The sequence below is a fragment of the Leisingera sp. ABM4_060 genome, from assembly GCF_056158765.1.
Window position 1 is genome coordinate 974,781 of sequence record NZ_JBSWTX010000001.1, and the last position, 22,698, is coordinate 997,478.

At 59.7% G+C, this 22,698-nt stretch carries 18 protein-coding genes, 1 tRNA gene and 1 pseudogene; 8 read left to right on the top strand and 12 right to left on the bottom strand.

Annotated elements, in window-relative coordinates; genetic code table 11:
- Positions 1-15 precede the first annotated feature (15 nt).
- The 4 genes from trpC to ACXAEH_RS04830 are packed head-to-tail and all read right to left on the bottom strand — an operon-like array spanning position 16 to position 3,105.
- Positions 16-828 (bottom strand): indole-3-glycerol phosphate synthase TrpC, encoded by an 813-nt coding sequence (gene trpC, locus ACXAEH_RS04815; RefSeq protein ID WP_475035520.1) that lies wholly within the window; start codon positions 826-828, stop codon positions 16-18.
- Between the two features lie 11 nt (positions 829-839).
- Positions 840-1,511, bottom strand: coding sequence for a uracil-DNA glycosylase (locus ACXAEH_RS04820; protein WP_475031341.1), 672 nt, complete (start codon positions 1,509-1,511; stop codon positions 840-842).
- Positions 1,508-2,527 carry an anthranilate phosphoribosyltransferase gene (gene trpD, locus ACXAEH_RS04825; protein WP_475031342.1) on the bottom strand — a complete coding sequence of 340 codons (1,020 nt, stop codon included), beginning with the start codon at positions 2,525-2,527 and terminating at the stop codon, positions 1,508-1,510. Before trpD ends, ACXAEH_RS04820 begins: the two co-directional genes overlap by 4 nt.
- Positions 2,524-3,105 (bottom strand): anthranilate synthase component II, encoded by a 582-nt coding sequence (locus tag ACXAEH_RS04830; RefSeq protein WP_475031343.1) that lies wholly within the window; start codon positions 3,103-3,105, stop codon positions 2,524-2,526. The genes trpD and ACXAEH_RS04830 overlap by 4 nt, the downstream gene beginning before the upstream one ends.
- 191 nt (positions 3,106-3,296) lie before the next feature.
- Between ACXAEH_RS04830 and ACXAEH_RS04835 the strand changes: the two genes are divergently transcribed.
- A complete protein-coding gene (locus ACXAEH_RS04835) occupies positions 3,297-4,826 on the top strand; it encodes a divergent polysaccharide deacetylase family protein (protein ID WP_475031344.1) in 1,530 nt (509 codons plus the stop codon).
- A gap of 83 nt (positions 4,827-4,909) precedes the next feature.
- Here the strand turns inward: ACXAEH_RS04835 and trpE are convergent, their stop codons facing one another.
- The 5 genes and pseudogenes from trpE to fabI all read right to left on the bottom strand — a co-directional run bounded on the left by trpE (position 4,910) and on the right by fabI (position 11,115).
- Positions 4,910-6,421 (bottom strand): anthranilate synthase component I, encoded by a 1,512-nt coding sequence (gene trpE, locus ACXAEH_RS04840; RefSeq protein WP_475031345.1) that lies wholly within the window; start codon positions 6,419-6,421, stop codon positions 4,910-4,912.
- A 15-nt stretch (positions 6,422-6,436) separates the two neighbouring features.
- Positions 6,437-8,277, bottom strand: a pseudogene (locus ACXAEH_RS04845) (peptidyl-prolyl cis-trans isomerase).
- Positions 8,278-8,396: 119 nt separating this feature from the next.
- Positions 8,397-9,572 (bottom strand): aminotransferase, encoded by a 1,176-nt coding sequence (locus ACXAEH_RS04850; protein WP_475031346.1) that lies wholly within the window; start codon positions 9,570-9,572, stop codon positions 8,397-8,399.
- Between the two features lie 162 nt (positions 9,573-9,734).
- A complete protein-coding gene (gene gpt / locus ACXAEH_RS04855; RefSeq protein WP_475031347.1) occupies positions 9,735-10,238 on the bottom strand; it encodes a xanthine phosphoribosyltransferase in 504 nt (167 codons plus the stop codon).
- Between the two features lie 73 nt (positions 10,239-10,311).
- Positions 10,312-11,115, bottom strand: coding sequence for an enoyl-ACP reductase FabI (fabI, locus tag ACXAEH_RS04860; RefSeq protein WP_475031348.1), 804 nt, complete (start codon positions 11,113-11,115; stop codon positions 10,312-10,314).
- A gap of 133 nt (positions 11,116-11,248) precedes the next feature.
- Here fabI and pdxH point away from each other — a divergent pair, with 133 nt between their 5' ends.
- The 5 genes from pdxH (at position 11,249) to ACXAEH_RS04885 (ending at position 17,497) form a co-directional block, all read left to right on the top strand.
- Positions 11,249-11,854, top strand: coding sequence for a pyridoxamine 5'-phosphate oxidase (pdxH, locus tag ACXAEH_RS04865; RefSeq protein WP_475031349.1), 606 nt, complete (start codon positions 11,249-11,251; stop codon positions 11,852-11,854).
- Positions 11,855-11,987: 133 nt separating this feature from the next.
- The gene (locus tag ACXAEH_RS04870) at positions 11,988-12,527 is read left to right on the top strand and encodes a cold-shock protein (RefSeq protein ID WP_475031350.1); all 540 of its coding nucleotides are present in this window, start codon (positions 11,988-11,990) and stop codon (positions 12,525-12,527) included.
- 31 nt (positions 12,528-12,558) lie between these two features.
- On the top strand, positions 12,559-13,008 hold the full coding sequence (locus ACXAEH_RS04875; protein ID WP_475031351.1) for a DUF192 domain-containing protein: 450 nt from the start codon (positions 12,559-12,561) through the stop codon (positions 13,006-13,008).
- 43 nt (positions 13,009-13,051) lie between these two features.
- Positions 13,052-13,128: transfer RNA gene (locus ACXAEH_RS04880), tRNA-Pro, on the top strand.
- A gap of 724 nt (positions 13,129-13,852) precedes the next feature.
- Positions 13,853-17,497 carry a vitamin B12-dependent ribonucleotide reductase gene (locus ACXAEH_RS04885; protein ID WP_475031352.1) on the top strand — a complete coding sequence of 1,215 codons (3,645 nt, stop codon included), beginning with the start codon at positions 13,853-13,855 and terminating at the stop codon, positions 17,495-17,497.
- Positions 17,498-17,760: 263 nt separating this feature from the next.
- Here the strand turns inward: ACXAEH_RS04885 and ACXAEH_RS04890 are convergent, their stop codons facing one another.
- Both ACXAEH_RS04890 and ACXAEH_RS04895 read right to left on the bottom strand, forming a co-directional pair.
- Positions 17,761-18,771, bottom strand: a complete 1,011-nt coding sequence (locus ACXAEH_RS04890) for an IS30 family transposase (RefSeq protein ID WP_475031353.1) — start codon at positions 18,769-18,771, stop codon at positions 17,761-17,763.
- Between the two features lie 152 nt (positions 18,772-18,923).
- Positions 18,924-19,787, bottom strand: coding sequence for an acyl-CoA thioesterase (locus ACXAEH_RS04895; RefSeq protein WP_475031354.1), 864 nt, complete (start codon positions 19,785-19,787; stop codon positions 18,924-18,926).
- 289 nt (positions 19,788-20,076) lie between these two features.
- Between ACXAEH_RS04895 and aroQ the strand changes: the two genes are divergently transcribed.
- Both aroQ and ACXAEH_RS04905 read left to right on the top strand, forming a co-directional pair.
- Positions 20,077-20,517, top strand: a complete 441-nt coding sequence (gene aroQ / locus ACXAEH_RS04900) for a type II 3-dehydroquinate dehydratase (RefSeq protein WP_475031355.1) — start codon at positions 20,077-20,079, stop codon at positions 20,515-20,517.
- Positions 20,518-20,522: 5 nt separating this feature from the next.
- Positions 20,523-21,278: a helix-turn-helix transcriptional regulator gene (locus ACXAEH_RS04905; protein WP_475031356.1), complete on the top strand. Its 756-nt coding sequence runs from the start codon at positions 20,523-20,525 to the stop codon at positions 21,276-21,278.
- A gap of 498 nt (positions 21,279-21,776) precedes the next feature.
- Here ACXAEH_RS04905 and tsf read toward each other — a convergent pair whose 3' ends face one another.
- Positions 21,777-22,652 (bottom strand): translation elongation factor Ts, encoded by an 876-nt coding sequence (gene tsf, locus ACXAEH_RS04910; RefSeq protein ID WP_475031357.1) that lies wholly within the window; start codon positions 22,650-22,652, stop codon positions 21,777-21,779.
- Positions 22,653-22,698 lie beyond the last annotated feature (46 nt).

The following is a 22,698-nucleotide window of genomic DNA, read 5'->3' on the forward strand; positions in this document are numbered from 1 at the left end:
ACCTAACTCCTTGAATTACATTGCGCCAGGCATCAGCGGATTGGCCAGCAAGCTGCGGGTTGCCATGGCCACGTCCTCCTGGCGCATCAGGCTTTCGCCGATCAGGAAGGTGCGGGCGCCATACCGGGCCATGTCGCTGAGGTCCGCAGGAGTGAACAGGCCGCTTTCGCAGACGATGGTCCGGTCTGCTGGCACCATGCGGGACAGTTCGCGGGTGGTGTCCAGCGTGGTTTCGAAGGTCTTGAGATTGCGGTTGTTGATGCCCATCAGCGGTGATTTCAGGTTGCAGGCGCGCTCCAGTTCTTCAGCGTCATGCACCTCCAGCAGCACATCCATGCCCCATTCAAACGCGCTGACCTCCAGTTCCTGAGCCTGTGTATCGGAAACCGAGGCGAGAATGATCAGAATGCAATCGGCGCCCAGAGCACGGGCTTCGGCAACCTGGTAGGTGTCATACATGAAATCCTTGCGCAGCGCGGGCAGTGCGCAGGCTTCACGCGCCTGGGTGAGGAAGTCTTTTGCGCCTTGGAAGCTGGGGGTGTCCGTGAGCACCGACAGGCATGTGGCGCCGCCGGCCTCATAGGCTTTGGCCAGCTCTGTCGGCGCGAAATCAGGGCGGATCAGGCCTTTGGAGGGGCTGGCCTTCTTGATCTCGGCAATCAGGCCATAGCCTGTGCGGTTGGCTTGCAGGAGACTGTCGGCAAAGCCACGCACCGGGGAGGCCTCGCGCGCTTCGGCCTCGACCGCCTCCAGCGGTTTGGCGGCCTTGTCTGCGGCCACTTCTTCCAGCTTGTAGGCCTTGATCTTGTCGAGCACGTTTTCGGTCATACCAGTTCCACTCATGCCTGGGCCTCCGTTCCTGCATTCCAGTCTATGGCATCCTCGCCGCGGGCGGTAAGCCAATTGTTCACTTTTGAAAAGGGCCGGGACCCGAAGAAACCGCGCCGCGCCGACAAGGGCGAGGGGTGGGCGGTTTTCAGGATCAGGTGATCGCCCGGTTTGATATGTTTTTCAAGCTTTTGCGCCGTATTTCCCCAGAGAATGTAGGCGGTGGGGCGTTCTGACGTAAGTTCCAGGACCTGATGCACCAGATGGTGCCAGCCGAGGTGCTTGTGTCCATTTGCCTCTCCGGCGGGAACCGAGAGCGCGGTATTCAGAAGAAGCACGCCCTGACGGGCCCAGCCGCGCAAGTCAGCGTTCGGGCGTGTCACACCAATATCCGCCTCCAGCTCTTTGTAAATGTTAGACAAAGAACGCGGGAAAGGACGCACATCGGGCTCAGCGGAAAAGGCAAGACCGTGCGCATGGCCCGGCGTCGGGTAAGGGTCCTGGCCGAGGATGACCACGCGGGCGGAGCCGGGCTGGGTCAGCTCAAACGCTGCAAACCGCAGATGTTCCGGCGGCAGGATCTGCCGCGGGTCATCGTGAAGGGCCGCGGCGATTGCTGGCCATTCGCCGGAGAAGAACGGCAGGCTGGACCAAGCACCCAGCCCGGGAGGAAGACCAGTCATGCGGCGGACGTAATCCGGGCGAGGGCTTCGACTTTCGCCTTGGCTGCACCGCTGTCGATGGACTCTGCGGCTTGCGTCACACCTTCCTTGAGGTCGGAGGCCTTGCCGGCAACCAGCAGCGCTGCAGCGGAGTTCAGAAGAACTGCGTCACGGTAGGCGGACGGGGTGCCTTGCAGAAGCACCCGGAAGGCCATGGCATTTTCCTCCGGCGTGCCGCCGACGATCATGTCAAACGGGTGAACCGGAAGGCCCGCGTCTTCCGGATGGATTTCCACGTCGCGGACATCGCCGTTTTCCTCAAGCGCTGATACCCAGCTAACGCCGGTGATGGTCAGTTCATCAGTACCATCCGAACCATGCACCAGCCAGGCGCGTTCAGAACCCAGCGCCTTGAGCGTTTCAGCCATTGGGCGGATCATCCCGCGGCTGAAGGCGCCGGTCAGCTGGCGTTTCACGCCGGCCGGGTTGGTGAGCGGACCGAGGATATTAAAGATAGTGCGGGTGCCCAGCTCTTGCCGGGTCGGCATCACATGCGCAACAGCCGGGTGGTGCATGGGTGCCATCATAAAGCCGATGCCCGCCTCATTGATTGCCTTTTCAACAACTTCCGGGCCAACCATCACGTTGATGCCCATCTGCGACTGCATGTCGGCGGTGCCGGATTTGGAGCTGAGATTGCGGTTGCCGTGCTTGGCCACGGTTACCCCGGCGCCGGCCACTACAAATGCGGTGGCGGTAGAGATGTTCAGGGTGTTCTTTCCGTCACCGCCGGTGCCGACGATGTCCATGGCGCCGGAGGGTGCTGTCACCGGATTGCATTTGGCGCGCATGACGGCGGCGGCGGCGGCGAATTCATCCACGCTTTCGCCGCGGGTGCGCATGGCCATGAGCAGTCCGCCGATCTGGCTCGGGGTGGCTTCCCCCTCAAACAGAAGGGTAAATGCGGTTTCAGCTTCTTCACGGGTGAGCGCGCGTTCGGCGGCGGCCCCGATAAGCGGTTTCAGCTGATCGCTCATGCGGGCACCTTCATGACATCGAGGAAGTTTTTCAGCAGTGCGTGGCCGTGTTCCGAAGCGATGGACTCGGGATGGAATTGAACGCCGTGAATCGGCAGGTCCTTGTGCTGGAGACCCATGATCGTGCCATCTTCCAGCTCGGCTGTGATTTCCAGGCATTCCGGCAGGCTGTCGCGCTCAACGACCAGCGAGTGATAGCGGGTCGCGTCAAAAGGTGTCGGCAAGCCTTTGAAAACACCAATATCCTTATGGTGCATCTTGCCCATCTTGCCGTGCACGATTTCGTGGCAGCGGACCACTTTGCCGCCGAAGGCCTGGCCGATGGTCTGGTGGCCAAGGCAAACACCCAGCAGCGGGGTGCCAGTCTCGGCGGCGGCTTCGGTCAGGGCCAGGCAGATGCCGGCCTGATCAGGGTCGCAAGGTCCGGGCGACAGCAGGATGCCGGAGGGCTTCATCGCCATAGCTTCCTGCACATTGATGGCGTCGTTTCGGTGCACTTCCATTTCCGCACCCAGCTCGCCCAGGTAATGGACGAGGTTGTAGGTGAAGGAGTCATAGTTGTCGATCAGCAGCAGCATCGGGACGGGCTCTTTTAAGGGTGGCGGGCGGGGGCCGCGCCGCAGTATAGTGGTCGCAACATACATGTTCAGGGTTACGGGGCAGCGTCAAGGGCAGGAGAGGCGATTGCCTGGGCAAGACCGCTAAAGGCGGCGTCCAGGCGGGCCGGGTGGCGCAGCACGGCAGATAGGATTTGAGAGGCGGAACAGGCATGCGTGGATTTCTGGGCGGCGTGAGTGTCGGGGCATTGCTGGCTGCGGGCGGGCTGGCGATGTTGTCTTTGTCTTCGCCCATGCAGCCGCCGCAGCCGGAGCCATCGGCAGAACCGGCTGATGACAGCGCGCAGGCGGCACTGCAGCCGGAACAGATTGACCCGGGCGCCGCGCCGAAACTGCCAAATGGCGAAGGCGAAGTTTCGCTGCAGCTTGACAGTGATCCTGTTAAGGATGCGGACCTGGTTGAAGCGCAGCCCTATGCCCCTGAAACCCTGAACGGTGGCGACGATTTGAGTGCCCTGGCCTCAGCAGACACCTCTCCGGCCCGAAAGCCTGATGTTGGGCTGACATCTGCCACGGCAGGCAGCGGCGGCCCCGAAACCGCAGATGCGCCGGGTGTTGTGCGGGCAAGCGGTGAAAGCCTGCCCCAAGCCCAGCAGCCACAGGTGCCTGAGGCGCCCGGTGCCGAAGCTGATGTTGTTGCGGCAACGGAACCGGCGCCCGAACCGGAAAACCCTATTGAAACTGCGTCCGCAGAACCTGAGGCAGGCGCTGCTGAGGCTGTTCAGATAGATCCCGCGCAAGAGCCGGAAATTTCCAGAAGCGCGGCTGTTCTGGCTCCGGATATCGGTACCGCTCCGCAGGCAACAACCCTGCCAGTGATCGGTGCGGCGGGCGGGGGCCAGGCTGAAGGTTCAATAGAGGCGGCGCCTGCCGCAGAAACAGTGACTGCGGAAGAAACGCAGGAAGCGGAGCCTCTGTCGCCGGGGATCGGGACGCCGGTTGTGCCGCTTACGGAGCGGGACAATTCCGCGGAACCTGTGCTGGCTGAAGCAGGCGCGCCGGAAGGCCGCCCCTTTGCCGCCAATGCCGAGTCGTTTGCAAACCCGGATGGCCGGCCCTTGATGTCGATTGTGCTGATCGACGATGCCGGCGCGGTTGGCGCTGAGGCTCTGGCGGAGTTTCCCTACCCGCTGAGCTTTGCGATTGATCCGGAAGATCCGCAGGCCGCGGCCAAGATGGCGGCACGGCGATCGGCCGGGTTCGAGGTTTTGATGCTGGCGGACTTGCCGCGCAGCGCGTCGCCGCAGGACGCGGAAACTGCGCTGGAGGTCTGGCGCGGCAAACTGCCCGAGGCGGTGGCGATCCTGGAAGGTGTTGAGAGCGGCGTGCAGGGAAACAGGCCGCTGGCGGATCAGGTGTCAGCGGTTGCGGCTTCTGCTGGGTTTGGGCTGGTGACCCAGAACAGCGGTCTCAATACCGTGCAGAAGCTGGCGTTGCGCGATGGGGTGCCTGCTGGTGTGGTGTTCCGTGATTTTGACGGCGCCGGCCAGAACCCGCGGGCGATCCGGCGGTTTCTGGATCAGGCGGCTTTCCGGGCCGGTCAGGAGGGCGCGGTCATCATGCTGGGCCGGCTGCGTCCCGATACCATCTCGGCGCTGCTGATCTGGGGCCTGCAGGACCGGGCGTCCCGGGTTGCGCTTGCGCCGGTTTCCGCCAGCCTGGAAGCCAAGCTGCCGAAATAGAAAACGGCGCCCTGCAGGACGCCGTTGCCTCCGGCGGGAGTATTTTCGGCCAGAAAGAGGCTGCCGGGCTTCCAGGATTTGCCTTAGCGGTTGCCGTTGCCAGTGAAGCGGGCGGCGTCTGCCGCAGCGCGGCGGATGGCATTGGATTTATGAACCGTCTCCATATATTCCGCCTCCGGGTCGCTGTCGTAGACAACGCCGCCGCCAGCCTGGATGTAGAGGTTCTGGTCCTTCACGATCGCCGTGCGCAAGGCGATGCACATGTCCATGTCGCCGCCTGCTGAAAAATAGCCGACACCGCCGCCGTAGATGCCGCGTTTTTCCGGCTCCAGTTCATCAATGATCTCCATTGCGCGCACCTTGGGAGCGCCGGAAACGGTGCCTGCGGGCATGCCGGCAAAGAAGGCATCCAATGCGTCCTTGTCTTCGGCTAGTTCGCCAACGACGTTGGAGACGATATGCATCACATGGCTGTAACGTTCGATGATGAATTTCTCGGTCGGGCGCACGGTGCCGATCTTGGCCACCCGGCCGGTGTCATTGCGGCCCAGGTCCAGAAGCATCAGGTGCTCGGCCAGTTCCTTTTTGTCGTCCAGCAGATCGGCTTCCAGCGCCTTGTCTTCCTCAGGTGTGGCGCCACGCGGGCGGGTGCCGGCGATGGGGCGGATTGTGACCTCCTGCCCGAAGACGCGGACCAGGATTTCCGGAGAGGCGCCAACCACCTGGAAGCCGCCGAAATTGAAATAGAACATGAAGGGCGACGGGTTGGTGCGCCGCAGGCTGCGGTAAAGCGCGAAGGGCGGCTCGCGGAACGCCTGGGTCCAGCGCTGCGCCGGCACGACCTGGAAGATGTCGCCTGCGCGGATGTATTCCTTGGCCTTTTCCACCGCAGCCTTGTAGCCGTCCTTGGTGAAATTCGACTTGGGCGGCGCCACTTCATGGGCCTCCCCGAGGTCGCGACTTTCGGCCGGCATGGCGCGTTCAAGGTCGCGCACGGCATCCATCACCCGTTCTGCCGCCTGGGCATAGGCCGCCTTGGCTGTTTGACCGTCGCTGGACCAGACCGGCGACACCACGGTGACCTCTCCCTTGACACCGTCCAGTACGGCAATGACCGAAGGGCGCAGCATCAGCGCGTCGGGCAGGCCGAGCGGATCCGGGTTCACATCCGGCAGATGCTCCACCAGGCGGATCATGTCATAGCCAAGATAACCGAACAGGCCTGCCGCCGCCTGCGGCAGATCATCGGGCAAGTCGATTTTGCTTTCGGCGATCAAAGCCCGCAGGTTGTCCATCGGATTGCCGGGCTGCGGGGTGAAATTCTCGGCGTCAAACCGCGCTGTGCGGTTCAGCGACGACTGCTCCCCGTGGCAGCGCCAGACCAGATCCGGTTTCATGCCGATTATCGAATAGCGCCCGCGCACTTCGCCGCCGGTCACCGACTCCAGCATGAAAGCGTCCTTTTGGGCGCCGGTGAGTTTGAGCATCAGCGACACCGGCGTGTCGAGATCGGCGGCAAGACGGGTGTAGACGACCTGGTTTTCGCCGGCCTCATAGGCCTTGGAGAAACTGTCGAAATCGGGGGTCAGGGCCATGGGTGCTTGCCTTGATTACTGGAAGTTTGCCTGCGCGGCGTTCAGCGCCTGCTGGTCTACACGGGGTTCGGCGCGGGTCTGGACGTCTTGCATATACGCCTGGAACAGCGCCTGAGCCAGCGCCTGGTCCATCTGTGCCTGCAAGGCCTGGGTGAGCAGCTTCATATCGTCGGTTTCTTCGGGCGGCAGGATAGCGTTCAGGCGGGCAACCACAGCCGATTCCGCATCCTGAACCAGGCGGAATTCGCCGTCATCCATCTCGAACACCTGGGTGACCAGATCCGCCGGAACGGTGTCGATATAGGCGGTGCGGGTCAGGCCGGTTTCGGATTTTACCGCGGCACCTTCGGCAAAGCCGTTTGCGGACTGAGCTTGGGCTAGCAAGTCTTCACCCTGCTCTCGCAGCGCAGTTGCCAGGCGGTCTGCCTGCCAGGCAGCCAGGACTTTTTCCCTTGCCTCTGCAAAAGGCTCAGGGCGTTCGGGCAGGACCTCGTCCAGACGCAGGGCGAACAAGCTGCCATCATCAAGGAAATCCACTGCCGGGAAGTCTTCGGCGGTGACGGCAGCGGCGGCGGCACGGAAACCTTCATAGGCGGCGATGCCATCGCTGGCTTCGCTGGTCCAATTGATCCGGGCAAGTTCCAGGCCGCTTTCGGTGGCCAGCTCTTCCAGCGTGGCGCCGCCCGCAAGCAAGTCGTCGATATCTTCGGCCTGCGCTTCCACCAGACGGCGGGCGCGGTCCGAGGCAAGTTCGTCGCGAAGTTCGGGTTTGGCCTGCTCGAAAGTGGTGATCTGCGCCTCCAGGCGGCCGTTCACGCGGTAAAGCGCCGGTCCGAGGTCCGAGGGCAGGGGCCGGCCACATCTCCCACTTGGGCGGCAAAGATATCGGTTCCAGCTGCGCCGAGATCGCCCATGGTCACGTCACCCAGGTCAATGTCCTGCAAGGTCAGGCCGCGGGCGTCGACCAGGCTTTCAAAGGTGGCACCGCCGGTTTCCAATTGCGCCTTGGCGCTGGCCGCGGCGTCCTCATCAGCAAAGACCAGGCGTTCAACCAGGCGGCGCTCCGGCACCTGGTACTGGCTGGAGCGGTCGTCGAACAGGTCGCGCAGCATAGCCTCGTCGATTTCCACCTCATCCACCAGCATTCCTGGGCGCAGGGCGGCATAGGTGATTACCTTGGCCTCAGGCAGCATGAACAGGGCCTGGTTAGCTTCGTAGAAAGCCTGGAGATCAGCGTCCGAAGGCACCTGCGAGGTGAGAACGATGTCAGAAGCATTCACCTGCACATAAGAGAAACTGCGGCGGGCGCCGATGAAACCGGTCAGGGTATCAGTCAGCGTTTGCGGCATTTTGGCGCCGGACAGAACAGCGTTCTGTACGATGGTGCGGGCGGATTCGCGGCGCAAGTCTTCTTCGAATTGTTTCTCGGACAAGCCCGCATTGCTGAGAGCAAAACGGTAGGCCTCGCGGTCAAAACCTCCGTTCACGCTTTGGAAGGCGTCGATGGCAGCCAGCTCCTCGATCAGGTTTTCGTCACCGATCGACAGGCCCAGTTCCTTCGCCTCGTGATCCAGTGCCGCGATCGAGATCAGCCGGCCCAGAACCACCCGGTCGAGGCCAAAGGCGGTTAGCTGCGACATCGGCATGGCCTGGCCGGTCTGCGCTTGCAGGGCGCGCTGTTCCCGCTGCAGCTCGCGCACATAATCGCCGATACTGACCTCTTCGTCGCCAACCTGGGCAACAGACGACGCCGAGCTGGTGAAATTCACCGCGCCAAATCCGGCGAGGCCGACGATGAGCATCCCCATCAGGATCCAGACAAAGGTTTTGGATAGCTTTTGCATGCCTGCGGCCATGATGCCCTCTTTATTGTTCTGCCGCGCGGGACGCTGGCCCGGCGGCGGGAAATGCCGCTGACTGAATACGCGGCTGCCCGCAGAGGGGCAAGACGGTTGCGGATCAAACCGCAGGGTTGTCAGGGATTAAAGGCAGCCAGCCGGTCAAACAGCGTTTGAATGCCCGCCCGGTCCACATTGGCAAAGGCAATCCGGAACTGGCGTGCGCCGTCCGGGTTCCCTTCGGGCATGAACATGGAACCAGGCAGCATCAGAACAGAGGCCTCGGCGACCAGTTTGCGTGCGATTTCGCCGGACGTGAGATCGAAGGGGTGTTCAACATATGCAAAGTAGGCTCCGCATCCGAGCAATCGCCAGCCCTTTGCCGCAAGCGCCGGAAACCCCTCTTCGATGGCGGCGCGGCGGTCGAGGATTTCCTGCCGCTCGCCCGCCAGCCAGCCCTGCAGGTTTTCAATTCCCCAAAGAGCACCGGCCTGGCCCAGCTGGGACGGGCAAATCGTGACAGTATCCAGAAACTTCTCCATTTCGAACATCATTTCTGGGGAGGCCGCGATGGCCCCGACCCGGTGGCCGGTGAGGCGGTACGCTTTGGAGAAGGAGTAGAGATGGATCAGGGTTTGGTCCCAGTCCGCCATTTGAAACAGCCCATGCGGCGCTCCTGACCGGCTGTCAAAATCCCGGTAGGTCTCATCCACGATCAGAGACAGGTTGTTTTTTCGGGCCAAATCAAAGAATGCCCGCACCAGCCCATCGGGGTATTCCACACCGCAGGGGTTGTTGGGGGTAACCAGAACAATGGCGCGGGTGCGTTCGGTGATCAGTGCCGCGGCGGCTTCGGGATCCGGCAGCATGCCTGCGCCGGCCTGCAGCGGCACAGCGGTGACGCCGGAAATATCCAGCCACATCTTATGATTGAAGTACCAGGGCACGGGGATGATCACCTCGTCGCCTTCACCGCAAAGTGCGGCAATAGCGGCAGCAAAGGCCTGATTGCAGCCTGAGGTTATCCCGGTCTGGTCAGAGTTAACTGCTGCCTGGTAGTGATCTGAAATCTGCCGGGCCAAGGCCTGCCGCAACGGGCCGTTGCCAAGCACGGGGCCATAAAGATGAGCGTTCACGTCATTAAGTGCGGCGTCTGCCAATGCCTGGCGCAGACCCTGGGGCGGTGCTTCTGCGGGCGCGGCCTGGCTGACGTTCAGCAGCGGGCGCTCTGGCGGAAATTCAACTCCGGCCACCCAGCGGCGTGATTCGACAATCGGGGAGACAAAGGTGGCTTGGGTGCGGGTGCGGTTCATCAAAGGCTCCAGAGAGTATGCAGCGCCGGAAATTGCAGCGGAAGTCCGTCAAGACTATCCTTGGCAAAAGGGGGCGCCGCAAGCGGAATTACCCGGAGCCCGGCAAAAGAAAAGCGCGCCCCGAAAGGCGCGCTGATGCTGAAACCAGAACTGAAGAAGGGATCAATCCTTGCCGCGATACGGCTCCACATATTGCAGCGCCATGTCCCAGGGGAAGAAAATCCAGGTATCCTGGCTGACCTCGGTGATGAAGGTGTCGACCATCGGCCGCCCTTTGGGCTTAGCATAGACGGTGGCGAAATGCGCCTTGGGGTAGAGGTCGCGCACCAGCTCCAGGGTTTTACCGCTGTCGACCAGATCGTCGATGATCAGAACACCCTCGCCGTCGCCCATCAGTTCGGCGTCAGGCGCTTTCAGCACTTCGGCCTCGCCCTGCGCCTGGTGGTGGTAGGATTTCACCGAGATGGTGTCGACGGTGCGGATGTCCAGCTCGCGGCTGACGATCATGGCCGGCGCCATGCCGCCGCGGGTGATCGCAACCACCGCACGCCAGGCGCCGTCATCCGGGCCTTGCCCGTCCAGGCGCCAGGCCAAGGCCCGCGAGTCGCGGTGGATCTGGTCCCAGCTGATGTGAAAGCCTTTTTCGTGCGGCAGACGGTCGGTCATGTTTCTTGCTCCCCGCGGGTTCGCGTCAGCTGGCGGGAGCCCGGGCCGGGGCCTGGGCTCTCAATGGGTTCAGTTACTTGGAGATGTCGGGCGCGTCGACCGCCTTCATGCCCACCACGTGATAGCCGGCATCCACATGCAGGTTCTCGCCGGTTACGCCGGAGCTGAGGTCGGACAACAGGTAGAGCGCGGAATTTCCGACGTCATCAATGGTCACATTGCGGCGCAGCGGCGAGTTGTACTCGTTCCACTTCATGATGTAGCGGAAGTCACCGATGCCTGAGGCGGCCAGTGTCTTGATCGGGCCGGCCGAGATTGCGTTGACGCGGATACCGTCCTTGCCCAGATCCTCGGCCAGGTATTTGACCGATGCTTCCAGCGCCGCCTTGGCCACGCCCATTACATTGTAGTGAGGCATAACCTGCTCGGCACCGTAATAGGTGAGGGTCAGCAGCGAGCCGCCTTCGGTCATCATCTTCTCTGCACGTTTTGCAACAGCAGTGAAGGAGAAGACCGAGATGTCCATGGTCATCTGAAAGTTGGCCCGGCTGGTGTCGACGTAGCGGCCGCGCAGCTCGTTCTTGTCGGAAAAGCCGATGGCGTGAACCACGAAGTCCAGCTTGCCCCATTTGCTTTCCAGCTCGGAAAACAAGGCGTCGATCGAGGCCTCATCCGAGACGTCGCAGGGCAGGACGATACCGCTGCCCAATTGTTCGGCCAGCGGACCGACGCGTTTCTTCAGGGCATCGCCCTGATAGGAAAACGCCAGCTCGGCACCCGCGTCGGCGCAGGCCTTGGCGATCCCCCAAGCAATCGATTTGTCATTGGCAAGGCCCATGATGAGGCCGCGCTTACCGGCCATCAGTTGACTAGACATGCAGGTTCTCCGCCTGTGATCTCTTGAATTAGACGGTGTTTAGTATGCCGCGCGGGGCGCTTCAAGGGTGCACGCCCTTGCCGATGGCCGGGAAGCTGCATAGGTTGCACTCAATTCCGATACGAGGTGCCCGATGTCCGACCGTTCTGGTATTTTTGCAGGCGACGATCCCTTTGCCATCGCGCGTGCCTGGCTGGCGGAGGCCGAACAGGCCGAACCCAATGATCCCAATGCCATTGCCCTGGCCACGGTGGATGAGACCGGTCTGCCGAACAGCCGGATGGTGCTTCTCAAGGAGATTGAGGACGCTGCCTTTGTATTCTACACCAATTACGGGAGCGCCAAGGCGCAAGAGCTGGATCACGCCGGCAAGGCCGCCTTTGTGATGCACTGGAAATCTCTGCGCCGTCAAATTCGCGTGCGCGGCGAAATTACCCGGGAAGAGGGCCCACAGGCTGATGATTACTACAAGTCGCGCTCACTCAAGAGCCGCCTGGGCGCCTGGGCCTCGCAGCAATCGCAACCGCTGGAAAGCCGCGGCGCGCTGATGGCGGAAGTTGCGAAAATCACCGCTACCAAAGGAACTAACCCGGACCGGCCGCCGTTCTGGGGCGGCTACCGGCTGGTTCCGGTGGAGATAGAGTTCTGGGCCGATGGCGCATTCCGGTTGCACGACCGGTTCCGCTGGCGGCGCAAGGATGCAAACGCAGCATGGGAAATCATGCGCCTCAACCCATGACGCAAATGGTTAAGGTTTACCTGGGGTCAATAGCAGTTTCGTGACAATTTCAGGACTTTTTAGCTTGAATTCCAAGGTCAGAATCGCGCATCAGGGCATCATCAAAATAAAAAAAACGCGGTGGAATAAGTAAGTGGCAGAAGATCTCAGCAGCTTGCAGCAGGTACAGGGGCTGGTGAAGTGGTTCGACCCGGCCAAAGGGTACGGTTTTGTCGTATCTGACGAGGGTGGGCCTGACATTCTTCTGCACGTGAACGTGCTGCGCAATTTCGGTCAAAGCTCCGTTGCGGACGGCGCCCGGATCGAGGTGGTTACTCACCAGACCGGCCGCGGCGTTCAGGCCGTTGAGGTGCTTTCGATTCTCCCGCCCGAACGCGACGACACTCCGGTTCTGAGCGATTTTGCCGAACTGGACATGGACAGCCTGCAAAGCGAGCCGCTCGAGCCCGCCCGTGTTAAATGGTTCGACAAAGGTAAGGGCTTCGGCTTTGCCAATGTTTTTGGCCGGGGTGAGGACGTGTTCCTGCACGTTGAGGTTCTGCGCCAGTCCGGGCTTGCGGATCTGCAGCCGGGCGAGGCCTTGGCGATGCGCGTGATTGACGGAAAGCGCGGCCGTATGGCGGTTGAGGTCCTGGCGTGGGAAGCCGCGCTGATGCCTGGCAGTCTGGATTGATACGTTGAGACGGCGCCTGCTTTCCTGGAGTTTGGGCGCTGTGCTTTCCATCGGAGCCGGTACCGCTGCGGCTTCTGAGTGCAAGCCTGGAAGGGTTGAACTGCGCGGGACGTGGGGGCAGACCGCATTCAGCGTCGAAATCGCAGACGATGAACAGGAGCGGGCGCAAGGCCTGATGTTCCGGGAGAGCCTGCCGCGCGGGGCAGGGATGCTGTTTGTCTATGAGCACCCGCAACCCGCCGCCTTCTGGATGAAGAACACGCTTATCCCGCTGGATATCATTTTCCTGGATGAAACCGGAACGGTGACCTCGGTGCATGGAAATGCTGTTCCGGGCGATCTGACGCCGATCCCTGGCGGTGATCATGTGTTTGCTGTTTTGGAAATCAACGGTGGACTGGCGCATCGCTATGGCATCTCTGCCGGCACTGAGATGCGGCATCAAGTTTTTTCAGGCAAACGTGCTGTTTGGCCCTGTTAGGGCTTTTCAAATCAGTTCCGCGGATATAGGAAAGCGCACGGTCCGGGGCGTGGCGCAGTCTGGTAGCGCACCTGTTTTGGGTACAGGGGGTTGTGAGTTCGAATCTCGCCGCCCCGACCACTTCTCAGCATAAAACTGGAACAAATCTTCTCGCGCGGATGCGCCTGACAAATTCGTTTCCCGTATTTGCTGTTCGACTTTCCCTCTCTACAATTCTGGGTGTTAATACTTCCTTAACCTTCTGTTAAGACACCCTTAACCAATTGCCGCTGTGAAGCGTCAGAAGGTTAATGCCCTCCGCCGCTCTGAATACTTCGATGCGCAAGACTACAGCAAGCTCATCGTTAAGTTGTTCAGGCCGCCTGTTGAGGTTAACTCGTCCAGAATTTGTCCCGGGTCCCGGGCCGGGAGGTTGGCCCGCTCTGTCCTGTTGTGTGGCAAGTCGTTCTCTGGCCGGAAGAATTTTGCGGCATTGAACACTGCTGCCGGAAGCCCTTTGCCGGGGGCGTCCTGTGGATGAATCAATGGGGAGTGCCGGACCCGGGAAACCGCAGAAAGCGTCAACAGCAAAGATCGTTACGGAGGTGTAAATTTAACGTTGACCCTTTGTGTCTGAATACGCCAAATTGTGGACACCGGTTGCGGCGATACTAGATCTGGTAGATCGAGACGCCTCGGCAACAACGCTGAAAACAGCAGACAGTCCTGTGAAGAATGGTCGGCGAGGGCCTCAGGTACGCCATGCAAGGTGTGCGCCATGGATTTTGCATGTTTTGCATCCGGAACCGGCTGGTGCGGGGGCACTAGGACATATGAACGATGAGTGCTTGAAAAGGGGCAGAGCATGAAGATCGAACGGAAATACACAAAACCGGGCCAGGATGCATATGCCGATCTGGCATTCGTTTCTGCCACCTCTGAGATCCGCAATCCGGACGGAACTATCGTTTTCCGGCTCGACAACATCGAAATTCCTGCTTCTTGGAGCCAGGTGGCCAGCGACGTCATCGCCCAGAAGTATTTCCGCAAGGCCGGCGTGCCATCGCGTCTGAAGAAGGTCCGCGAGAAAGGCGTACCAGAGTTCCTGTGGCGCTCGGTGCCCGACGACGGCGCGGTTCCGGGTGGCGAGACTTCCTCCAAGCAGGTGTTCGACCGTCTGGCGGGCGCATGGGCTTATTGGGGCTGGAAGGGCGGCTATTTCTCCTCCGAGGAAGATGCCCGCGCTTATTACGACGAGATGCGCTATATGCTGGCGACCCAGCGCTCGGCCCCGAACTCGCCCCAGTGGTTCAACACCGGCCTGCATTGGGCCTATGGCATCGACGGGCCGGCTCAAGGCCACCACTATGTCGATTACAAGACCGGCAAACTGACAAAGTCGGACAGCGCCTATGAACACCCCCAGCCGCATGCCTGCTTCATTCAGTCGGTCTCGGATGATCTGGTCAAGGATGGCGGCATCATGGACCTGTGGGTGCGGGAAGCGCGGCTGTTCAAATACGGCTCCGGCACTGGCACCAATTTCAGCCATCTGCGCGCCGAAGGCGAGCCGCTGTCGGGCGGCGGCAAATCCTCTGGCCTGATGGGCTTCCTCAAAATCGGCGACCGCGCGGCGGGCGCCATCAAATCGGGCGGCACAACCCGTCGGGCAGCAAAAATGGTGATCGTCGACGCCGATCACCCGGATATCGAAGACTTCATCCAGTGGAAGGTGATCGAGGAGCAGAAGGTCGCGTCCATCGTCGCGGGCTCCAAGATGCACGAGAAGATGCTGAACGGCATTTTCGAGGCGATCCGGAGTTGGGACGGGGCTGAGGCCGATGCCTACGACCCTGCGGTCAACGGCGGACTGAAATCGGCCATCCGAGAAGCCAAGAAGGTCGCGATCCCTGAAACCTACATCAAGCGGGTGCTGGACTACGCCAAGCAGGGCCATACGTCGATCGAATTCCCGACCTACGACACCGACTGGGATTCCGAGGCCTACAGCTCTGTTTCCGGCCAGAACTCCAACAACTCTATCCGCGTTACCAATGCGTTCCTGCACGCAATCGAAAAGGACGCTGACTGGGAGCTGTTCAACCGCACCAACGGCAAGGTTGCCAAGGTGATCAAGGCCCGCGACCTGTGGGAAAAGGTAGGCCATGCAGCCTGGGCCTGCGCCGATCCGGGCATCCAGTTCCACGATACCGTGAACGAGTGGCACACCTGCCCCGAAGACGGTGAGATTCGCGGCTCAAACCCTTGTTCGGAATACATGTTCCTGGACGACACCGCCTGTAATCTGGCATCACTGAACCTGCTGAGTTTCCTGAAAGACGGGCTGTTCCAGGCGGATGATTTCATGCATTCCTGCCGCCTGTGGACGCTGACGCTGGAAATCTCGGTGATGATGGCACAGTTCCCGTCCAAGGAAATCGCGCAACGGTCCTATGATTTCCGCACTCTGGGCCTGGGTTATGCCAACATTGGCGGCCTGCTGATGAACATGGGCTTTGGCTATGACTCGGATGAGGGCAGGGCGCTTTGCGGCGCGCTGACCGCGCTGATGACCGGCGTCTCCTATGCAACCTCTGCCGAGATTGCCTCCGAGCTTGGCCCGTTCCCGGGTTATGCGAAAAACGCAGATCACATGCTGCGGGTGATCCGCAACCACCGCAACGCTGCAAAGGGCAACGCTGACGGCTACGAACAATTGTCTGTGAAGCCGGTTCCGCTGGATATCGCCAATTGCCCGGACGCGCTGCTGACCGATCTGGCCGCCAGTGCCTGGGACGAAGCGCTGGAGCTGGGTGAGAAGCACGGCTACCGCAACGCCCAGACCACGGTGATTGCACCGACCGGCACCATTGGCCTGGTGATGGACTGCGACACCACGGGCATCGAGCCGGACTTTGCCCTGGTGAAGTTCAAGAAGCTTGCGGGCGGCGGGTATTTCAAGATCATCAACCGCTCTGTGCCCTCGGCGCTTGAGGGGCTGGGTTACAGCTCCGCGCAGATTGAAGAGATCGTCTCTTACGCGGTGGGCCATGGCTCCATCGGCAATGCGCCTGGCATCAACCATACCTCGCTGGCTGGCCATGGCTTTGGTCCCAATGAGCTGGCCAAGGTGGATGCGGCGCTGGAATTGGCTTTTGATATCCGGTTCGTGTTCAACCAGTGGACCCTGGGCGAGGATTTCTGCACCGGCGTGCTGGGCATCCCGGCACCCAAGCTGAACGATCCGACTTTCGACCTGCTTCGTCACCTGGGCTTCACCAAGGCGGATATCGACGCGGCCAACGATCACGTCTGCGGCACCATGACCCTTGAAGGCGCGCCGCATCTGCAGGAAGAGCATTACGCGATCTTTGACTGCGCCAACCCCTGTGGCAAGAAAGGCAAGCGTTTCCTGAGTGTTGACAGCCATATTTGCATGATGGCCGCAGCGCAAAGCTTTATCTCCGGCGCTATCTCCAAGACAATCAACATGCCGAACTCGGCCACTATCGAGGACTGCCAGAAAGCTTATGAGCTCAGCTGGAGCCTGGGCGTGAAGGCCAACGCGCTGTACCGTGACGGTTCCAAGCTGAGCCAGCCGCTGGCCGCAGCATTGGTCGAGGATGACGACGACGCGGCGGAGGTGCTGGAAAGCGGCTCGACCCAGGAGAAAGCCGCTGTGCTGGCCGAAAAGATCGTCGAGAAAGTCGTAGTCAAGGAGCTGGTCCGCAGCCATCGGGAAAAGATGCCTCAGCGGCGCAAAGGTTACACCCAGAAAGCGGTTGTCGGCGGTCACAAGGTGTACTTGCGCACCGGGGAATACTCGGACGGCACCCTGGGCGAGATCTTCATCGACATGCATAAGGAAGGCGCAGGATTCCGGGCGATGATGAACAACTTTGCCATCGCGGTCTCGGTTGGCCTGCAGTACGGCGTGCCGCTGGAGGAGTTTGTCGACGCCTTCACCTTCACCAAGTTCGAGCCCGCGGGCATGGTCCAAGGCAACGACTCGATCAAGAACGCAACCTCGATCCTTGACTATGTATTCCGCGAATTGGCGGTTTCCTATCTCGACCGCACCGATCTGGCGCATGTTAAGCCGGAAGGCGCAACATTCGACGATCTGGGCCGCGGCGAGGAAGAAGGCGTCTCCAACGTCTCCGAGCTGAGCGAAAGCGCTGCCACGCGGTCGCTGGAGGTTCTCAAGCAAATTTCCTCGACCGGCTATCTGCGCAAGCGTCTGCCGCAGGAACTGGTGGTGCTGCAAGGCGGCCAGACCGAAGCGGGCGTGTTGGGCACCGGCACCGATCCGGTTGCCGCGCTGCAGTCGCTGGTGCCGGAGACCAGTGAGGCAACCGTGCAGCCCAGCACAGGCATGGACGCACGCACCAAGGCAAAAATGCAAGGCTACGAGGGTGAAGCCTGCGGCGAATGCGGCAACTACACGCTGGTGCGCAACGGCACCTGCATGAAGTGCAACACTTGCGGCGGAACCTCGGGCTGCAGCTGACGAATACTGTCTTCGCCTCTGGATTTCCCTCGGTGGCGCAGACGGGAGCTGGAAGTGGAATTGGCTGCTTCCGATACTATCCGGAGCGGGTGCGCCCGTTCTGAACATCGAGAAGGCCCAGGTAAGAATACACTCGGGCAGTCAATGAAGGAGCCTGATCGGTGATAACTGGCTTCCTCTGTCAATCAGAGGAAGCCTTTTTCTTTGGCAGGCATCTTCAGATTTGTGAGCTCACGGTGAAGTGCAGTTTCCGATATCCCTTTTTATTCCAATCGGTTCTGAATTTCTATCAGGTGGTTTTCAAACACTTCGGCGGGGGTCCGGTATCCGAGGCATTTGCGCGGCGTGGAATTGAGGCGGTGGCAAATCGACCTTAAATACCGATTTGTCAGCGCCGCCGGTTCGGTCGAGCGGGGCAGGTACTTTCGCAGCCTGTTGTTTGTGTTTTCGACGGTACCTTTTTGCCAAGGTGCTTGCGGGTCACAGAACCAACTGTCTGCTCCGATCCCGTCTTTGAGCCGCACCCATGCAGAGAATTCCGTTCCACGGTCGAAGGTGATCGACTGGCGTGCATCGGCGGGCAGGGGAGCGAGCCCGTTGATCAGCGCTTCCATGATCGGCTTTGACTGACGATCTTCGTTGCGCATGACGACAGCGTAGCGACTGACGCGCTCAACCAGGGAGGTGACATTGATCTTTCCATGCTCTTTGCGAAACATCATCAGGTCGCACTCCCAATGGCCGAACTCGGCACGTTCGGAAATGCGTTCGGGTCTGCGTGACAGGCTCTGGCTGTCAAAGATCCGGGTCCGATGATGCCGCCTATACCCTCTGGGCCTGCGGCGCCGGCGCTGTTCGGGCAAGTGCCTGTAGAACGCTTCAGCCCGGCCATCCTTGGAATAAGCGAAACGGTAGATCGTCTCGTGGCTCACGCGGACTGGATGGCGCTCCAGGCGCATCCGGCCTGCGATCTGTTCAGGTGACCAGCCGACCTTGAGCCGGTCCTCAATGGCAACCTTGAGTTCCGGGAAAACGATCATCTTTCGATGAATGGCACGGCGGCGCTCATACATGTCTTGCGCGGCTACGGCGTGATAGCTATCCAGTTCGGGAAGTTCAGAGTTTGTGTAACGGTTCCGTTTAATGTCCCGGTAGATTGTCGAAGCATCACGGCACAAACGATCCGCAATCTCCGCAATCGGCATTTTGGCTTCAAGCCACTTGGCAATCTTGCGGCGTTCGTCCAATCTCAAGTGAGAGTAGTGGCGTCCCATTCAACATCCTCCATGCAAGCTTCTGTATTCGTAAAGAATTTGCACTTCGGTTGTGAATCCACTTTTACCTTGCCCATAAATCCTATAATCAGAATTATGTTATTTATTGAGCTGAACAGTCAACACATCTTACGGTATGAAGATATTACATTTCAGTACCTTATGGGACGCAGCAAGCCTTCTTGCGCTACGCTGGCGACCAGTCGTCCATCTTCCGTATAGATTGCTCCGCGGTTGAAGCCGCGGCCGTTCCCCGTGAACGGAGCATCCATTGAATACAGGTGCCAGTTCTGGAACTGGACCGGTGCATGAAACCACATTGCGTGATCCAGACTGGCGGTCATGGCGTTTGGTTTGTGAAACGTCAAACCGTGCGGCCGCAAGGATGATCCGAGCAAACCAAAGTCGGAAACATAGGCCATCAAAATATGCTGCAATTCAGGACCCGCGCCCTTTGCTGCTTCCATCCGCACCCACATGTTATTGACGTCGCTAGTTTTTTCAGGCGTCAATGGATCCCTTGGCTCCACTTCGCGGATTTCAAACGGCCGAGGCCGGACAAACTCGCCGCGCTTGCCACTCTCCACCCGGAATGCATTTCTCAAAAGGATCTTATGCCGAGGCTCCAAACCGTCCGGCGGCGGCACATCCGGCATGGCATGCTGGTGCTCCCAGCCTGATTCCCGGGCTTGAAAGGACGCGGCCAGGTTCAGAATTTGCTTTCCGTTTTGCATAGCGACCACGCGGCGCGTAGTGAAGCTGCGGCCATCGCGTGCGGGGTCGACTTCATAGATCACCGGACGGGACGGATCGCCCGGACGGATGAAATATGCATGAAGCGAGTGGCATAAGCGCCCGGAAACAGAAGCATAAGCTGCAGTCAGCGCCTGTGCAACTACCTGGCCGCCGTAGATCCGTGTTGGCGTCTCTCCCCCGGAACCAGAGCCGCGGTAAAGGTTGGTGTCCAGTTCTTCTAAATCGAGCAGATCCAGAAGTATTTTTGCGGTGTCCGGCATGGATCAGGCTTTCTTGGTTTCGGGCAGGTCATCTTAACTTGATACGCCCGGAGCGACAGCCAGCAGGTACCGTTTCCAGAAACTTTTGCGAAGCTGAGGAATGAGCCAGAAAAAGTTTGAGCAAGACAGTGATTTGTCACGTTTTTGTTATGCTCAGCTTCAGCTCAAGCCGATCTGTATCCTTATTTACCCAAAATCCGGAATTTCGGTTTCAAGCGCCTTTCGGTATTCGCTTTCCGGGCGAACTTGCCTTAGAAGTTCAAAAGAAACACTGTGAGGAAAACAATCGATGCCAAGCATTCTGGTTTTGAACGGACCAAATCTGAACCTGCTGGGAACGCGCCAGCCGGACATTTATGGTTCGGTCACGCTGGAGATGGTTGAACAATCCTGTGCAGCCCATGGCAAGGCGCTCGGGTTCGAGGTGGATTGCCTGCAGTCGAACCACGAAGGCGCACTCATCGACGCCATTCACGCTGCCAAAGGCCGCCATCAGGGTATCACACTCAATGCCGGCGCCTATACCCATACGTCTATTGCTTTGATGGACGCCCTTATTTCAGTAGAGATCCCGGCCGTTGAAGTGCATCTCACTAACATTCATGCCCGTGAGCCGTTCCGCCATACGTCATTTATTGCCAAGGCGGCGCTGGGACAGATTTGCGGGTTTGGCGCCCAAGGTTATCTCCTGGCGATGGATGCTCTGGCAGCTCACTTGAAAAAGATCTGACAGGCATGAAAGTTAAAAAGTATCTGAATTTCGTTTGCGGCGCAGAAAGCCTGGAACAGCTTTGGCACGGGCATGTCCAGCAAATGGCCGAATTCGGTTTTGACCGTCTGATCTATGGCTATACACGCTACAAAACGGAAACGTCCCTTGGCGATCCCGACGATTTTGTCATCCTTTCCAATCATCAGAGCGAATACCTGAACGGGTTCCTGCACAAAGGGCTCTATTTTCACGCGCCGATGCTTCGCTGGGCGTTGGACAATGAAGGTGCCGGCAGCTGGCGTATTGTCCAGGAAATGGCCGCCAGCGACACGCTCAGCCCACAAGCCAAGAAAGTGCATGAGTTCAACCAGAAACTGGACATGAACGCCGGTTACACGGTCAGCTTTTATTCCGCTTCCAAACGGTACAAAGGGGCGATTTCCTTGGCCGCCAAACCGGGTATGAGCCAGGATGAGGTGGATGCCCTCTGGGAAGAACGCGGTGATGACATCGTACTGATGAACAATGTCGCACACCTGAAAATCCTCACCCTGCCCTACACGGCCCCGAACCGCAGCCTGACCAAGCGCCAGCGTGAAGTCCTGCAATGGGTTGGCGATGGGAAGACAACTCAGGATATTGCAATGCTGATGGGGTTGACCCCAGCGACCATTGAAAAGCATCTTCGGCTGGCCCGGGAATCCCTGTCCGTCGAGACAACAGCGCAAGCCGTCCTGAAGGCAGCGTTGCATAACCAGATGTATGTCGTCGACGCCTGACACTGCGCTAAAAACCGTCGAAGAAACTCCCAAATAGTCACGTAAGCAGTTGAAATATATAGGTTTAAAAATCGTGCGCTATGCGGACGTGTCGCCGCCATGTTACAAGAAAATTGTATGCAGTTTCAGACGCCAAACAGCGTCAAAAAGGTAAGGAATTCTATACTACCGTATTAGTTTAATTCGCTGCATGTTGCACGTGTTCCGTGAGTGGTGGCTTTAGCCAAGGAACTTCGGGTATCGACCCTTGCGATTTCAAGGCTCTCCTACCTTATCAGGAATAGGCGTGTATTCGTCCGCGTCCTATTCCGGATATCAGAGGGGTCCCATCCATCCCCATCAGTGGGGCCCCTCACCCTCTCCGGCCTCCAGTTTTGACCCCATGGAAATCACGCAGCTAAACCAACTGCTGCACGGTGTTTGGCCATTCCCGGACAGCACAAAAAAGCCGGCAGGACGATCCTGCCTGCTTTTAAACTTTGAAAGCTGTGAAGCTGATCAGCCCTGAGCGGCCTTTGCCACTTCCGCTGCGAAGTCTTCTTTTTCAACTTCGATGCCTTCGCCGACTTCCACGCGGACAAAGCCGGTGATGGTCGCGCCGGCTTCCTTGGCAGCAGCTTCCACAGTCAGGTCCGGGTTCACCACGAACTGCTGGTTCAGCAGGGTCGATTCCGCCACGAATTTCTTCATGCGGCCGACGATCATCTTCTCGATCACCTGCTCCGGCTTGCCGGATTCGCGGGCGATGTCCATTTGGACCTGCTTTTCCTTCTCAACCACGGAGGCGTCCAGGTCTGCTTCGGACAGCGCGGCCGGGTTCACGGCTGCGATGTGCATGGCAATCTGCTTGCCGATGGCTTCGTCGCCGCCGTTCATGGAGACCAGAACGCCGATCTTGCCCATGCCGGCGGTGGCCGCGTTGTGGACGTAGGACACGACGGTCTCACCTTCCAGCGACTCCATGCGGCGCAGCGACATGTTCTCGCCGATGGTGGCGATCTTGTCGGTCAGGGTGTCGGCAACGGTCTTGCCGCCCAAGTCTGCTGCGGACAGCGCTTCGACGTCGGCAACGCCCAGAGCTGCGGTCGCGATCTTGCCAACCATTTCCTGGAATTCGCCGTTTTTGGCAACGAAGTCGGTTTCCGAGTTCACTTCAACCGCAACGCCCTTGCCGCCTTCGACGACAACAGCAACCAGGCCTTCCGCAGCAGTACGGCCGGATTTCTTGGCGGCTTTTGCCAGACCTTTGGTGCGCAGCCAGTCGACAGCGGCTTCCATGTTGCCGTCGTTTTCGACCAGGGCTTTCTTCGCGTCCATCATGCCTGCGCCGGTGGATTCGCGCAGTTCTTTCACCATTGCTGCAGTGATTGCCATCTTAGGCTCTCCTCAATTCAAAAACGGATTTGGGGCAGGTGATACC